At 70.4% G+C, this 15,630-nt stretch carries 11 protein-coding genes; all 11 read left to right on the top strand.

Features of this window, described 5'->3' with window-relative positions; all coding sequences use genetic code 11:
• Positions 1–848 precede the first annotated feature (848 nt).
• Positions 849–1,298, top strand: coding sequence for a hypothetical protein (locus tag ADK54_RS45910; protein WP_159047749.1), 450 nt, complete (start codon positions 849–851; stop codon positions 1,296–1,298).
• Between the two features lie 1,712 nt (positions 1,299–3,010).
• Positions 3,011–3,691, top strand: coding sequence for a hypothetical protein (locus ADK54_RS47480; RefSeq protein ID WP_234392047.1), 681 nt, complete (start codon positions 3,011–3,013; stop codon positions 3,689–3,691).
• Between the two features lie 103 nt (positions 3,692–3,794).
• Positions 3,795–4,685, top strand: coding sequence for a DUF2797 domain-containing protein (locus tag ADK54_RS13535; RefSeq protein WP_053725865.1), 891 nt, complete (start codon positions 3,795–3,797; stop codon positions 4,683–4,685).
• Between the two features lie 296 nt (positions 4,686–4,981).
• Entirely contained in the window at positions 4,982–5,344 is a 363-nt protein-coding gene (locus tag ADK54_RS13540) for an antibiotic biosynthesis monooxygenase family protein (protein WP_053725866.1), read from the top strand.
• The gene (locus ADK54_RS13545; RefSeq protein ID WP_053725867.1) at positions 5,322–6,284 is read left to right on the top strand and encodes an amidohydrolase family protein; all 963 of its coding nucleotides are present in this window, start codon (positions 5,322–5,324) and stop codon (positions 6,282–6,284) included. The genes ADK54_RS13540 and ADK54_RS13545 overlap by 23 nt, the downstream gene beginning before the upstream one ends.
• Positions 6,285–6,389: 105 nt before the next feature.
• On the top strand, positions 6,390–7,130 hold the full coding sequence (locus ADK54_RS13550) for a response regulator transcription factor (protein WP_053725868.1): 741 nt from the start codon (positions 6,390–6,392) through the stop codon (positions 7,128–7,130).
• A 6-nt stretch (positions 7,131–7,136) separates the two neighbouring features.
• A complete protein-coding gene (locus ADK54_RS13555; protein WP_053725869.1) occupies positions 7,137–8,693 on the top strand; it encodes a sensor histidine kinase in 1,557 nt (518 codons plus the stop codon).
• Positions 8,694–8,718: 25 nt separating this feature from the next.
• Positions 8,719–10,080 (top strand): glycosyltransferase, encoded by a 1,362-nt coding sequence (locus ADK54_RS13560; protein ID WP_078966361.1) that lies wholly within the window; start codon positions 8,719–8,721, stop codon positions 10,078–10,080.
• Positions 10,077–12,263: an ArnT family glycosyltransferase gene (locus ADK54_RS13565; RefSeq protein ID WP_053725870.1), complete on the top strand. Its 2,187-nt coding sequence runs from the start codon at positions 10,077–10,079 to the stop codon at positions 12,261–12,263. Before ADK54_RS13560 ends, ADK54_RS13565 begins: the two co-directional genes overlap by 4 nt.
• 629 nt (positions 12,264–12,892) lie before the next feature.
• Positions 12,893–14,404 carry an MFS transporter gene (locus ADK54_RS13570; RefSeq protein ID WP_053725871.1) on the top strand — a complete coding sequence of 504 codons (1,512 nt, stop codon included), beginning with the start codon at positions 12,893–12,895 and terminating at the stop codon, positions 14,402–14,404.
• A gap of 109 nt (positions 14,405–14,513) precedes the next feature.
• Positions 14,514–15,308: a TetR/AcrR family transcriptional regulator gene (locus ADK54_RS13575; RefSeq protein WP_053725872.1), complete on the top strand. Its 795-nt coding sequence runs from the start codon at positions 14,514–14,516 to the stop codon at positions 15,306–15,308.
• The last annotated feature ends 322 nt before the right edge of the window (positions 15,309–15,630 follow it).

Below are 15,630 nucleotides of genomic sequence, written 5' to 3' on the forward strand. Positions count from 1 at the left end.
ACAGCGCCAACTTCGCCCGAACACGCATCACTTCATGTGCGTCCACATGCCCAACATGCCTCCGGAACAGGCCCCACGGGAAGACCTAACGGAGTCCTACTAAGGGCTGTCCTGTAAATGATCGCCGAGCCACCGCGGGGCGGGTAGCCGTGCGGCTCTTGCCTATTCGACGAGGGCAAGGTTGTGCATGCGGGCGATGCCGAGCATCGCGTGGCCCGTGGTTCCCTGCTGTTCCCCGCTCGACCTGGTTCGGTATTGGTGCAGAGCGGTGTCGCCCGGGAAGCGGTCAGCCGGGCAAGTGCTGCGTCCAGTGAGACAACCAACTCTTGTGCGTCAGAGCGGGCTCCGACACCTGGCGTGCCCGCGCGCGGTCAGCGCTACTGGTACCTGGTGGCGCCAGAGATGAATGGGCATGATGTCCCTCCGAGCAAGAGTGTGCTCTCGCTGGGTTACTCGTAGCTCTGCGCCGTGTCAGGCAAGGGGGATGCATGTCGGAACCGTCCTTCGGGGGTTCTAGCCGAGCGGGACGAGAGGCGACCCCTCGTGCAGTGCCCGGACCCGCTCGTGGTGTATCCGATCCGGAGGTTTTGCGGCGAGCCGCGGCCGTTCTGGGTTGGCGAGGACTCGTCGTGCCTCGCCGATCTGTGACCCTACGTGTCGACGTTGATTTCCCTGGCTTTGGCGATCATTTCTCAGGTGTCCTGGAGATAAGTGGCTCGGATGGCCGCCTATCGCATGCAGAAGCAGAGAAAATTCAGCATGCGAGGACCGCAGTCGACGTCGGCCGTCTCCCGCTCCCTAGGAAATCCGCCACCTCTGTTCAGAATAACGTTCGTGTATTCGAGGGCATGAGCGAAGCGATCGACTTGTTCATCTCGCTGACTTCAGACCTGCATGGCGGCCTTTCGTCGGACCGTGAGCGCCAACTCGTTGACCTGCTGTATAGCGGCGAGGCCTTGGTTCCGAGCTTCAACTCCCCGCCCTCTGCATGGGTGCCCTTGAGGAATGCTGCGGAGCAGGCCTCCGCAATCGGTATTGGTGTCACATGGGGTGGTGGTAATGTCCCAGTTCTGCTTGGGGCTTACATTGGGGGGATCTTTCTCGTTAAGTTTGTTACCCCAATAGTTACCGAAGCTGGTAACGCTACAGCTGCCGGAGTTGGAACGAAAATCCGAGCTGCCTTTGGTGTGGCTCCGTCGTTATACCCGGAGACAGCAGCCGAGGAAGACGCGGATGATTCGGCGTCGCCACCTGAGACGCCGGCCGGTGGAGCGCAGGAAGGCTCAAGCGGACAGTGAGTGGGCACTACCTCGGTGCCCAGCTCGCACGTGTGGCCGAGTGCCCGCGACCGCAAGGCAGCCGACGTGAGGTGGCTGGGGCGGCTGATGTCAGGAGACGCCTCATCGCGTCCGTGCGGCGGGCTCGACCCGGATGGTGTCAAAGCGTCATCATCTGGCGTGCGTGAGAGCTCAGCTTGGGAGGCCAAGGTGAGCTAGGGGTGATTGGCAGGCCGACTTGCGGTGAGCCGGTTCGGCGCCCGGTTGCCACTGACCTGGTCACCGATGATCCCCGCACGGCCCGCATCGAGGACGGCCGCAAGGCCGTTGTCCGTGGCGGACGTTAGCTCGCTGGGCACAGGCGTACCAGTTCGATGTTCTCGATCAGGAGCACGATGGTCCAGGGGGCAGATGGAGTTCCCGGACTCCTCGTCTCCCGGGAGTCGGAAAGGTTCCGAATCCACCGGCATTCATTCTTCGCTGACTCGTCCCTTCGAGGCTCAACAGGTCGTATCCTCCGTCCATGACTCACCCCGGCGACGAGTGGCCTCGCTACTGTCCACGCACCCGCACGGAACCCGTCCTGATCTTGGATGGGCGGCGGAGTATTCACGCCGGGTGGCCCCCTACTGCCCGGTGTGACACGTGTGGCGCGTCAACAGGCGAAGGCTACGTGGGCCTAGCGCCGGAAGACGCGATTACATACCCGAACCCTGCGGTTCGCTTCTGCTGCAAGGATTGCGCGCGCCGAACTCTCGGCCTGGGACCGACCGAATTGACGGGCCATCTCTGTGCCACTTGCCCCAGTGACGATCTACACGTCGATAGTAGTTACCACCCGCGCGGGCTATCTGGAGTCGATGACCAAGGAGCAGCAAGTAGCCCACGTCGTGGCTAACACCGACTACGAAGCGCGGGGGTGGCATGTCTTGGAGGCCGAGCCTGCGCCCCATCTCCCCAAGACGACGGGAACGGCTTGGTCCGTCATCTTCGAGCGAGCAAGAACCCCTTGGTGAGTATGTGCCCGGCGAATGCCTGACGCCGCGCTATTACACCTGGGGTAGATACGCGCGCGCTGGCCGCTGTCTGGCCCAAGATCGACATGCAAGTGCCGATGTGGCTGGAGCGGACCCGAAAGCCGTCATGGCGGAGGCGCCACCGTTTGGTGTTGACGGCAGCGCTGACGGCAACGACGCACACGGAGCCCATTGATCGCTATCGTCTGCAATTAGCCCGAAGGAAGGCGGAGCCCCCTCCTGACGCCGTGCCCGATCCTACGGATCAGAAGGTTGCAGGTTCGAATCCTGCCGAGTGCACAGCAGGCCAGAGGCCCTCAGGAGAAATCCTGAGGGCCTCTGGTGTTTTCCGTGGCGAGAGCGGCCAGCCCGTTCGCGGGGGTGCGTTGACGCGTGAACGGGGCCCAAGGCTCAGCTCAACGCCTTGAGTCCGCCGCAGCTGTGCACCTGGCCGTGGAAGCGTTGTGGTGCGAAGAGCGCACCAAGCAGCGAGGAGGCGGTTGGTACCCCGCTCGTTCCGGCCACGTCGGCAACCGCCGTGTCCTACCGTGGCCGACACGCACAGCGAGCAAGGGGGGCAGCATCGTGGGTACTCCGCAACAGCCGCAGAGGCCACCGCGTCCGGATGAAGTGCTTGCCTTTCACAACGGCGACACGCTGGGGAACATCCCTGTCATACGGGAGGCCCCGCCTCAGCGCTTCCCCTGGAAGGCCACGATGGCTGTGGGAGTCGGCGCGGTCGTCGTTGGCTTCTGTGCTGCGCTGGTCCTGGACCACCCCGCGGCGGACGGCCGCGGATCCGGTGCCGAAGCGCATGCCAGGCCCAGGCCCAGTGCCGCACCCACCGGGCGTGTTAAGGCCGCCGTCGCTTCCCCTTCCGCGACGCGGACTCCTTCGCTGCGGGTGGCCCCGTCCCCCTCCACCGACGGAGCGGCGTCCTGCCTTCACGTACGGTTCAAGCTGCCCAACGGCCCTGCCGGCTGTAAGCCGAAGGCGGACATCTGCGCCCCCGGGGCACCCTGGTACGTAGCCGACATCCTGGCCCTGTGCGGGGGACCCACGCCTCTCCAGGCCGTTCACATCATCTCGGAGCCGGCCACCGGGGGAGATCCCGGCTCCAGCTACTGCCTCGCCTGGACGGGCAGTGGCGAGGGCACCGGGAAGGGTGCCGCTCTCCTGATGAACGCACCGGGATACCAGTGCGGGGCTGCTCTCGTCGGTGCGGACGGGCAGGCGATTCAAGCGGACGGCACGTCCGTCTTCACCGCCATCCCCCCGGACTGCGCGGACTCCTACCCAGACACCAGGATGACCTACCCGGCCGTCCTGGACTTCCCGAACGATCGCGGTGCGCAACCCCCTGAGTACGTCTGTGTGCTGGCCAACGTGGGTGCCTGAGCCAGGGCTCGGATCCGAGGGCGGCGAGGGCGGAGTGATCCGGGGGCCTCTCGCGTTCCTCCGCGGCCGTCCCGTTGTCAGTGGTGGGAGGTAGCTTCGGAACGTGGCTGGGTTGTGGCGGTGTGCGGGGGTTCGGTGGGGTGAGGGGGTGCCTCGGCTCCTTTGGGAGGAGGGGCGGAGCAGTTCGCTCGGTTATGGGCGGGGCCTGGCGTTTCGGGTGGTGGGGGAGCGGAGCTGTGTGGGGGCTCGGGGGAATCGGTGTCCTGTGGCGGCGGGCGTGCCGGGGCGCAGCACTCAGGCGCGGTGTGCCGAGTGCGCGCGGCTTGATCGGGCGCACTCCGTCGCCGCCGATACGTACCTCGACGATCCGCGGATCTATCGCGTCTACCTCGCCTGGTTCGGGAGCGGCATGGTCAAGGTCGGGATCACCGCCGAGGAGCGGGGTTCGGCCCGGCTGCTCGAACAGGGGGCGGTGGCCTTCGGCTGGCTCGGGCGGGGCCCGCTGATGGCGGCCCGGCGCTGCGAGGAGCTGCTCAGGGCCGCGCTCGGGGTGCCCGACCGGATTCCCTACGCCGAGAAGCGGGCCGTACGAGCCCGGCTTCCCGGGGTGGACGAGCGGGCGGCCGAGGTCGCCCAACTGCATGCGCGGGCTCTCGCGCTCGCCGGCTGGCCCGAGTCGCTGGAGCGGGTTCAGTGTCAAGTCGTCGACCACGCACGGGAGTTCGGGCTTGCCGGGCTCGGGCCGGCCTCCGGGGTGGTCACTGAGCTCGTCGACGGCGGGGTCGTGGGTGGGCGGCTCGTCGCTGCCGCCGGGCCCGATCTCCACCTGGAGGTGGGGCAGGGGAGCGGCATTCTCGTACTGGATACGCGGCTCATGAGCGGGTGGGATCTTGCCGCCGTAGGCGCGGATGCGGGAGCGGACGGGGGCGTCACTGTGCCTGTGCGGGCGGTGCCCAAGGAGGGTGAGGGCGGGGTGCAGGATCTGTTGTTCTGAAGGGTTGAGGTTCTGATGGGCTGTGGGGCTTAGGGGCCGCTGCCCGAGGTCCATGCCGGCCGGGCTGTGCGGGCCGGTCATCCCGGTCGTGCCGGTCGTGCCGGTCGTGCCGGTCGGGCTGTGCGGGACGCGGGGCTTGTTGTTTTGAGTCTGAGGGGGCGAGGCCCTGCCGTTCGGGGGGTGCGGGTGCGCGTGCCGGCGCCCTCTGTCAGTGATGGTCAAGAACTGGATCCCCTTTGGATCCCTTCCGGTAAGGGATCTGGACAGCGTCCGCGGGGGCGGTCGAGGGTGGGGGCATGAGCGATCAAGGGCATGTACACGGGCTCGTCTCCGGCATCCAACCTCCTTACTACGCCGTCGTGTTCACCTCCCTCCTGAGGGAGGACAGGGAGGACGGCGGCGGGTATGAGGAGACCTCCGTCCTGATGCGGGAGCTCGTCACCGAGATACCCGGTTATCTCGGGTACGAGACCGCGCGGAATCCCGGTGGGCTCGGGATCACCGTCGGGTACTTCCGGGACGAGGAGGCCGTCGCCGCCTGGCGGGGGCGCGTCGAGCATCAGCAGGCGCAGCGGCGCGGGCGGGCCGAGTGGTACGACGGCTACAGCGTCCATGTCGCCAAGGTCGAGCGGAGTTATGGATTTGAGCGGAAGCAGTAGCGGGGCCGCCGTTCGGGCGTTCTGGGGGCGGCTCGGGGTGCCGGGGCTCGTCGATGTGCACACCCATTTCATGCCCGAGCGCGTGCTCAACAAGGTGTGGGAGTACTTCGACTCCGCAGGGGAGCTCGTCGGCGGGGTCGAGTGGCCCATCACCTATCGGGAGGAGGAGGCCGAGCGGGTGCGGCTGCTCCGGGAGGAGTTCGGGGTGCTCGCCTTCACCTCGATGATCTATCCCCACAAGGCAGGCATGGCCGAGTGGCTCAACGGGTGGAGCGCTGGGTTCGCCGACCGGACTCCCGGCTGTCTTCACACCGCTACCTTTTACGCCGAGCCCGGGGCCGCCGCGTACGTGCGCGACGCCCTCGACGCCGGCGCCCGCGTCTTCAAGTCCCATGTGCAAGTGGGGAGTTATGACCCGGGAGACGCGTTGCTCGATCCCGTCTGGGGGGTGCTCGCCGAGGCCGGGGTGCCTGTCGTCATTCACTGCGGGTCCGGGCCCGCGGCCGGGAAGTACACCGGGCCCGGCCCGGTCGGGCGGGTGCTCGCGCGCCACCCCCGGCTGCGGCTGATCGTCGCGCACATGGGGATGCCGGAGTACGCCGACTTCCTCGACCTCGCCGAGACGTACGGCTCGGTCATGCTGGACACCACCATGGCTTTCACCGACTTCAGCGAGCGTAGTGCGCCCTTCCCGGTGCGGGAGCGGGGGCGGCTGCTCGATCTGGGGGAGCGGATCCTCTTCGGGTCCGACTTCCCCAACATTCCGTACCCCTATCTCCATCAGCTGGAGGCGCTGGAGCAGCTCGGGCTCGGGGACGAGTGGCTTCGGGCCGTTTGCCACGGGAACGGGGCCCGGCTCTTCGGTCTGCCGGGCCGCACCCTGCCGGGCCGCACCCTGCCGGACCGCACCCTGCCGAGCCCGAGCCGGCCGCCCGGCTAAGTCCCCTTACGGCTGAGCCCCCTCGTCGCACCCGCGAGGGAATTTCTCAGGCAAATCACAGGATCGGGCAAGGATGTTCTCACCGCCCGCTCACAGGGTGGGGCCATGACCGTTACCTCCTCGCCCCAGGGGCGGACCGAAATGCTCAGGCCGGACGGCAGTCCCGTCCGAGTGCTCGTCGTCGACGACGAGGCGCCGCTCAGCGAGCTGCTCTCCATGGCACTGCGCTACGAAGGCTGGGAAGTGCGCAGCGCCGGCGACGGGGCCGGGGCGGTGCGCGACGCCCGGGACTTCCGGCCGGACGCCGTGGTCCTCGACATCATGCTGCCCGACATGGACGGGCTCGCCGTCCTCGGGCGGCTGCGCCGCGAGCTCCCCGACGTGCCGGTGCTCTTCCTCACCGCCAAGGACTCCGTGGAGGACCGGATCGCCGGGCTCACGGCGGGCGGCGACGACTACGTCACCAAGCCGTTCAGCCTGGAGGAGGTCGTGGCTCGCCTTCGCGGACTCATCCGCCGCTCGGGCACGGCGGCCCTGCGGAGCGAATCCGTGCTGGCCGTGGGCGACCTCACGCTCGACGAGGACAGCCACGACGTGACCCGGGGCGGGGTCAACATCCACCTCACCGCGACAGAGTTCGAGCTGCTCCGCTTCCTGATGCGCAACCCGCGCCGGGTGCTCAGCAAGGCGCAGATCCTCGACCGCGTCTGGTCGTACGACTTCGGCGGCCAGGCCAACGTCGTCGAGCTCTACATCTCCTACCTGCGGCGGAAGATCGACGCCGGGCGCTCCCCGATGATCCACACCCGGCGCGGCGCGGGATATCTGATCAAGCCCGGCGAGTAGCGGCGCGTGGGCAGGTTCCGGCGGCCCTGGTCGCTCCGTACCCGGCTCGTCGTGTCGGCGGTGGCGCTGCTCGCGGTGGTCGGCGCGGTCATCGGCACGGTGACCGTGCTCGCGATGGGCGCCAACCTCCAGCGGCAGCTCGACGACCAGCTGCGGGCCGGGCTGCCCATGCGGGGGCTCGGGCACGGAGGCCTCGGGCAGGTTCAGCCCGACGGTGACCGGCTCGACTTCATCGTGTCCAAGCCGGGGCAGCCGCTGCACACCGTCGGCGCGGGCGCGCCGCCCGGCGGGACGCCGCTCTCGGGGCTGCAGAGCACGCAGCCGGAGCGGGAGGGCGAGAGCCGCACCCAGCCGATGTCCGACGAGCAGGTCCGGGCGCTGGCCGCCGTCCCCAAGGACGGCCATGTGCACGCCGTCACGATCCCCGGCCTCGGCGACTACCGGGCCATGTGGGATCAGGACCACACGTTCGTCCTGGGCTTCCCCACCGACCGGCTCGACGCCACCGTCAACACCCTTGTCCTCGTGGTCATTTGCGTGACCGCCGCCGGGCTCGTGGCCGCCGGGATCGCGGGCGCGGCCATCGTCGGGGTGGCCCTGCGGCCGCTGCGGCGGGTCGCCGCCACCGCCACCCGGGTGTCCGAACTCCCCCTGCACAGCGGGGAGGTGGCGCTGCACGAGCGCGTGCCGGGGGCCGAGGCGGATGCCCGGACCGAGGTCGGCCAGGTCGGCGCCGCGCTCAACCGGATGCTCGACCACGTCCACGAGGCGCTCAGCGCGCGGCAGGAGAGCGAGACGCGGGTACGGCAGTTCGTCGCGGACGCCAGCCACGAGCTCAGGACGCCGCTCGCCTCCATCCGCGGCTACGCCGAGCTCACCCGGCGCGGCCGCGAGGACGTCGGGCCCGACACCAGGCACTCCCTCGGCCGCATCGAGTCGGAGGCGGCCCGGATGACCGGGCTCGTCGAGGACCTGCTGCTGCTCGCCCGCCTCGATGCCGGACGCCCGCTCTCGTATGAGAGCACTGATCTCTCCGCCCTGGTGGTGAACGTGGTCGGGGACGCGCATGCCGCGGGCCAGGACCACAAGTGGCTGCTCGAACTGCCCGGGGAGCCCGTCGCCGTACGCGGGGACCGGGAGCGGCTCCACCAGGTCCTGGTCAATCTGCTCGCCAACGCTCGTACGCACACGCCGCCCGGGACGACCGTCACCGCCCGGGTCGAGGTGCGCGGGCCCCGGGTCCTCGTCGAGATCGAGGACACCGGACCCGGCATCCCGCCCGAGCTGCTCCCGCACGTCTTCGAACGGTTCGCCCGCGGCGACGCGTCCCGCTCCCGCAACGCCGGGTCCACCGGCCTCGGCCTCGCCATCGTGCAGGCCGTCGTCGCCGCGCACGGGGGACGGGTCACGGTACGAAGCGGGCCCGGGCGGACGGTGTTCGGGGTCCACCTGCCGGGCGCGCCCGACGCCGGGAGCCTGCCCCCGACGCTCCCCTCACAGGCCGAAGGCCCGGCCCGGACACCGTTCTCACAGGCTGGGCACAGGCCGACCACACAGGTGTGACAGCGGCCCTCGCGAGGGTCGCGGTATGCGAACCGAACCCTCTGCCACGAGCGCCGCCGGTACGGCCCGTGCCGGTTGCGCCCCGGGCGCCGCGCCCGCGCCGCACGCGGTGAACCCGGCGCATCCGGCGGCTCTCCCGGCCCGCCGGCACCTGCCCGTGCAGCCCGCCGGCACCGCCGTACTCGACGTGACGATCCCCGTCTACAACGAGGAGCAGGACCTGGAGCGGTGTGTGCGGCGGCTGCACGAGCACCTCGCGCGGACCTTCCCGTACGGCTTCCGGATCACGGTCGCCGACAATGCGAGTACCGACTCGACTCCTTTGATTTCAGCGCGACTTGAGCGTGAGATTCCCGAAGTGCGGGCCTTCCGGCTTGAGGAGAAGGGGCGCGGGCGGGCGCTGCGTACCGTGTGGTCGGCCTCGGACGCGCCGGTCCTCGCGTACATGGACGTGGACCTGTCCACCGACCTCAACGCCCTGCTGCCGCTGGTCGCGCCGCTCATCTCCGGGCATTCGGACCTCGCCATCGGCTCGCGGCTGGCCCGTTCCTCGCGGGTGGTGCGCGGCGCCAAGCGGGAGTTCATCTCGCGTACGTACAACCTGATCCTGCGCGGCTCGCTCGCGGCGCGGTTCTCCGACGCGCAGTGCGGGTTCAAGGCGATCCGGCGCGATGTGGCGCAGCGGCTGCTGCCGATGGTCGAGGACACCGGGTGGTTCTTCGACACCGAGCTGCTGGTGCTCGCCGAGCGGGCCGGCCTTCGGATCCACGAGGTGCCGGTGGACTGGGTCGACGACCCGGCCAGCACCGTGCACATCGTCAGCACCGCGATGGACGACCTCAAGGGGGTGTGGCGCGTCGGCCGGGCGCTCGCCGTCGGGGCGCTGCCGCTCGACCGGCTGTCGCGGCCGTTCGGCGACGACCCGAGGGACCGGCAGCTCAGCGGGGTGCCGGGGGGCCTGGCCCGCCAGGTCGTCGGGTTCTGCGTGGTCGGCGCGCTCTCCACGCTCTGCTACCTCCTGCTGTACTCGCTCTCGCGCACCGCGATGGGCCCCCAACTCGCCAACGCCGTGGCCCTGTTGGTGTCGGCGGTCGCGAACACCTCGGCCAACCGACGGCTCACCTTCGGGGTGCGCGGCCGGGACCGGGCGGTGCGCCACCAGGCGCAGGGCCTCGCGGTCTTCGCCATCGGCCTCGCGCTCACCAGCGGCTCGCTCGCGGCCCTGGACGCCGCCAACCCGGACGCCGCGCACTCCACCGAGGTGGCCGTCCTGGTCGCGGCGAACCTCGCGGCGACCGTCCTGCGCTTCCTGCTGTTCCGCGCCTGGGTCTTCCCCGACCGGCCGGAATCTCCCCACCACCCCCACTCGAAGGACGACGCACGATGACCACGACCTCCCGTCAGGCCGATCCGCACGAGGGGGTCGCGGCGGCCGGCCCCCGGGCCGCCCGGAGCCGGCTGTGGCGCGGCCGCCCCGACGACCCGGCCTGGGTGCGGCCCGCGCTCCTCGCGCTGCTCGCCGCCACCTTCGCCGGCTACCTGTGGAACCTCAGCGCCTCGGGGTACGCGAACTCCTTCTACTCGGCGGCCGTCCAGGCGGGCAGCCAGAGCTGGAAGGCCTTCTTCTTCGGCTCGCTGGACGCGGCCAACGCGATCACCGTCGACAAGCCCCCGGCGTCGCTGTGGCCGATGGCCCTGTCGGTACGCCTCTTCGGCCTCGGCTCCTGGCAGATCCTGCTGCCCGAGGTGCTGATGGGTGTGGGCACGGTCGCCGTCCTGTACGCGGCGGTGCGGCGCCGGTTCAGCCCGGCCGCGGGTCTGATCGCGGGCGCGGTGCTCGCGCTGACCCCGGTCGCGGCGCTGATGTTCCGCTTCAACAACCCGGACGCGCTGCTCGCGCTCCTCATGACGGTCACCGTGTACTGCGTGCTGCGCGCGCTTGAGGAAGCCCGGACGAAGTGGCTGGTGTGGGCCGGGGTCGCGATCGGCTTCGCGTTCCTGACGAAGACCCTCCAGGCCTTCCTGATCCTGCCGCCGCTCGCGCTCCTGTACTCGGTGTGCGCACCCACTTCGGTACGTCGCCGCCTCGGCCAACTCGCCCTGTCCACCGGCGTGTTGATCGTGTCGGGCGGCTGGTGGGTGGCGGCCGTGGAGCTGTGGCCCAAGTCGTCGCGCCCGTACATCGGCGGCTCGCAGCACAACTCCTTCCTTGAGCTGACCTTCGGCTACAACGGGCTCGGCCGGATCAACGGCGACGAGACGGGCAGCGTCGGCGGCGGGGCCGCGAGGGCCGCCGGAGGCATGGAACTCCCGGCGGGAATGCGGCAGGGCGGCGGCGGTGGCGGAGGAGGCGGCTGGGGTGCGACCGGCATCGGCCGCATGTTCAACTCCGAGATCGGCAGCCAGATCTCGTGGCTGCTCCCCGCGGCCCTGCTCCTGCTGATCGCGGGCCTCGTCGTCACCTGGAGGGCCAAGCGCACCGACACCGCGCGCGCCGCGTTCCTCGCCTGGGGCGGGGCGCTCCTGATGACCGCGGTGATCTTCAGCTTCATGGCCGGGATCTTCCACCAGTACTACACGGTGGCCCTGTCCCCCTACGTCGCGGCGCTCGTCGGCATGGGCGTCACGGTCCTGTGGGAGGAGCGCTCGCGCCTCTGGGCGGCGCTCGCGCTCGGGCTGACGGTGGCGGTCACGGCCGTCTGGTCGTACGTGCTGCTGGGACGCACCCCGGACTATCTGCCGTGGCTGCGCTGGGCGGTGCTGATCGGCGGCCTCGCGACGGGGATGGGCCTCGCGCTCGCGAGTCGGCTGAACCGCAGGGCGGCGCTCGGCGTCGCCGGGGTCGGCCTCGTGGCCTCGCTGGCCGGCCCCGCCGCGTACTCGGTGAGCACGCTCAACACCGGCCACACCGGCTCGATCGTCACGGCGGGTCCCGCCGGGGCGAGCGTGGGCGGGCCCGGGGGAGGCGGCCGGATGCGGTTCGGCGGCGGCGCGAACGGCGGCCGGACCGGGGGCCAGAACGGCGGCCAGAACGGTGGCTGGCCGGGCCGAGGGGCGAGCCAGGGTCAAGGCCAGGGCCAGGGCATGCCCGGCGGCGGCATGGGCCAGGCGCCCACGGCACCGGGCCAGACCGGCCTGCCCGGCGGAGGCGCCGGGGAGCGCGGCGGCATGCGGGGCATGGGCGGCGGCATGGGCGGTCTGCTCGACGGCGCGAAGGTGAGCGCCGAGGCCGAGGCGCTCCTGGAGAAGGACGCGGGCCGCTACACCTGGGCCGCGGCCGCCATCGGCTCGCAGAACGCCGCGAGCTACCAACTCGCCACCGAGAAGCCCGTGATGGCGATCGGCGGCTTCAACGGCAGCGACCCGTCGCCGACGCTGGAGCAGTTCAAGAAGTACGTGGCCGACGGAAAGATCCACTACTTCATCTCCAGCGGGGGCGGCATGATGGGCGGCGGCGGAGGCGAAGGCCGGGCCGGTGGCAGCGCGATCAGCAGCTGGGTGGAGTCGTCCTTCAAGAAGGTGACGGTGGGGACGGCGACGTTCTACGACCTGACGGTGCGGGTGAGCTAGGCGCTCGGCGGGGTGCGGCGCGGGGCGGGCTCCCCTGGGCTGCGCCCCGGACCCCCGACGGCCGTCAGTCTGCGGACCGTGGGTGGCTGGTCGCGCAGTTCCCCGCGCCCCTAAACCCGCCTTCGACTGCGGACCGTGCGTGGCTGGTCGCTCCCCCAAGTTCTCGGCTTCGCTCGAACAGGGGGGACCCCCATCGCGGCGGAGCCGCACGATGTCACAGCCCCGCGCCCCTAACAGGGTTGGTGCTGGCCCGCACGGGCATCTTCAGCCCGTCATGGGGTCCCCCCTGGCCCTTGAGGCCTTGGGGGAGTTTGAGGACGAGCGCCCTTTAGGCGCGATCGGGGTCTGGGGCGGAGCCCCAGGAAAACCGGCTTCCCCCTTTCCAACCCCCGGTGGGTTTCGGGAAGGGGCGGGGTGGGGGCTCCCCGGCGCTCGGGGCGCATGTGCGCCGGAGGCGCGAGCGTGGGCTTCAACAAGCCGGTTGTTGCGGCCAGTTGAGGCATTCGACCGTTTGGTTCGGCAAGCCTTCAACCCACCGCGCCCATAAATCGCTTTACGGCGTACAAGAACTTCCCTTACGGTGTACATCGCTCGCCCACTTACGCCGTATAAGGAGTCAGGGAGCCGCAATGACGGCAACGACAGCCGAGAATCCGACCACCCCCACCGGGCACCCGCAGCGCTGGCTGATCCTCGGCGTCATCTGCGTGGCCCAGCTCACGGTGCTGCTCGACAACACCGTCCTCAACGTAGCCATCCCCTCGCTCACCACCTCGCTCGGCGCGTCCACCGCCGACATCCAGTGGATGATCAACGCGTACTCGCTGGTCCAGTCGGGCCTGCTGCTCACCGCGGGCAGCGCGTCCGACCGCTACGGACGCAAGAAGATGCTCGCGGCGGGCCTCGCCCTCTTCGGCATCGGCTCGCTGGCCGCAGGCCTCGCGCAGAACTCGGGGCAGCTGATCGCCGCCCGCGCGGGCATGGGCGTCGGCGGGGCGCTCCTCATGACCACCACGCTCGCGGTCGTCGTCCAGATCTTCGACGACGAGTCCCGGGTCAAGGCGATCGGCATCTGGGCCACCGTCAACTCGCTCGGCTTCGCCGCGGGGCCGCTGATCGGCGGGGTCATGCTCGACCACTTCTGGTGGGGCGCGATCTTCCTGGTCAACATCCCGGTCGCGGTGCTCGGCCTGATCGCCGTCGTCGCCCTCGTACCGGAGTCGAAGAACCCGCAGGGCGACCGGCCCGACCTGCTCGGGGCGCTGCTCTCCACCATCGGCATGACCGGTGTCGTGTACGCGATCATCTCCGGGCCCGGCCACGGCTGGCTCTCCGGCCACGTGCTGGCCTCGGCGGCCGTGGGCCTGGTGTTCCTCGCGGCGTTCGTACGCTGGGAGCTGTCCATCGAGCACCCGATGCTGGACATGCACTTCTTCCGCAACCAGAAGTTCATCGGTGCGGTGGCCGGCTCGATCCTGGTCGCGTTCGGCATGGGCGGTTCGCTGTTCCTGCTGACCCAGCACCTCCAATTCGTGCTCGGATACGGCCCGTTGGAGGCGGGTGTGCGCACCGCGCCGCTCGCGCTCAGCGTCGTCGTGCTCAACATGTCCGGGGTCGGCGCGAAGCTGGTCACCAAGGTCGGCACCCCGCGCGCCATAGCCATCGGCATGACCGCGAACGCGGCGGGGCTCGCCTCGATCGCGCTGCTCGGCGGGCACAGCTACGGCGGCACGCTGCTCGGCCTGGTCGTGATGGGCGCGGGCATCGCGCTCTCCATGCCGGCCATGGCCAACGCGATCATGAGCGCGATCCCGCCGGAGAAGGCGGGCGTGGGCGCGGGCGTGAACGGCACCCTTGGCGAGTTCGGCAACGGGCTCGGCGTGGCGGTGCTCGGCGCGGTGCTCAACTCGCGGTTCGCGGCGCTGGTGCCGGTGGCCGCGGCCTCGCTGCCCGCCGCGCTCGCCGCCGCGAAGAGCGACGCCGAACGGGGCCGGATCGCGGACGCGTTCGCCTCCGGTCTGGAGACCAGCCAGCTGGTCGGCGCGGTCGCGGTGCTCGCGGGCGGGCTGCTGGCGGCGGTCCTGCTGCACCGCGCGGAACGAACCGCGCCCGCTCCCGCCGAGGCGGCCACCGCCGCATAGCATCGAGGGGGGTGAGATCCCCGAATTCCGGACATACCCCCTGAGGGGCGTGGCCCTTACGAACAGGACCCCGAGGGGTCGGCAGGACCAAGGCCCGAGGAGGGCGGCGATGGTGTCGGCGGCGGACCGTACGAAGGATGCGGCGCGTACCAGCGTGTGGCTCGGGAGCAAGGCGGGGAACCGGGCGCGGCGGGCGGAAGCCCCCGCGTCCGCCGAGGGCGGCCCGGCCCTCGACCGGGACCGGATCACCGCCGAGGCCGTACGGCTGCTCGACGCCGAAGGGTCCGCCAAGTTCTCCATGCGGCGGCTCGCGGGCGAGCTCGGCGTGACCGCGATGTCCCTGTACTGGTACGTCGACACCAAGGACGACCTCCTCGAACTCGCCCTCGACTCGCTGTTCGCCGAGATCGAGCTGCCCGACATGGAGGACGAGTCGGCCGACTGGCGCGACCAGCTCCGCGCGATCGCCGTCGGCTACCGTGCGATCTTCGTCCGCCACTCGTGGGCGTCCGCGCTGATCGGCCGCTACCTCAACATCGGGCCGCACTCGATGGCCTTCTCGCACACGGCCCAGCGGATCCTGGCCCGCACCGGGCTGCCACCGCACGGGCAGATGGGCGGGCTCTCGGCGGTCTTCCAGTTCGTGTACGGGTTCGGCACGATCGAGGGGACGTTCGTGCGGCGCTGCGAGGACGCGGGGGTCACGCAGGACGAGTACTTCGCCCAGGCGATGGGGGCGCTGAACGAACGGCCCGAATACCGGGCGCAGTTCGAGGACGCGGCGGAGTTGATGGCGGCGCGGGGTGGGGAGACGGTGGCGGAGATGCGGCAGCGGGACTTCGACTTCGCGCTGTCGCTGCTCGTGGCGGGGATCGAGGCACTGAGCACGCGGGGCTCCGCCTGACCCGGGGAATCCCCCACCCCGCCCCTTCCCGAAACCCGCCGGGGGCGATGGAGCTTCTGGGGGCTCCGCCCCAGACCCCGTTCGCGCCTCAAGGGCGCTCGTCCTCAAACTCCCCCAAGGCCTCAAGGGCCAGGGGGACCCCCATGGCGGGCTGAAGATGCCAGTACTGGGCCGACACCAGCCCCGCCAGGGGCGCGGGGCTGTGACATCGTGCGGCTCCGCCGCGATGGGGGTCCCCCCTGTTCGAGCGAAGCCGAGAACTTGGGGGAGCGGCCAGCCCGCGACGGCCCGCAGTCGAAACTCACCGCACCCCCCGACCCGT

This window comes from Streptomyces sp. WM6378 (assembly GCF_001279695.1).
Lineage (GTDB): Bacteria > Actinomycetota > Actinomycetes > Streptomycetales > Streptomycetaceae > Streptomyces.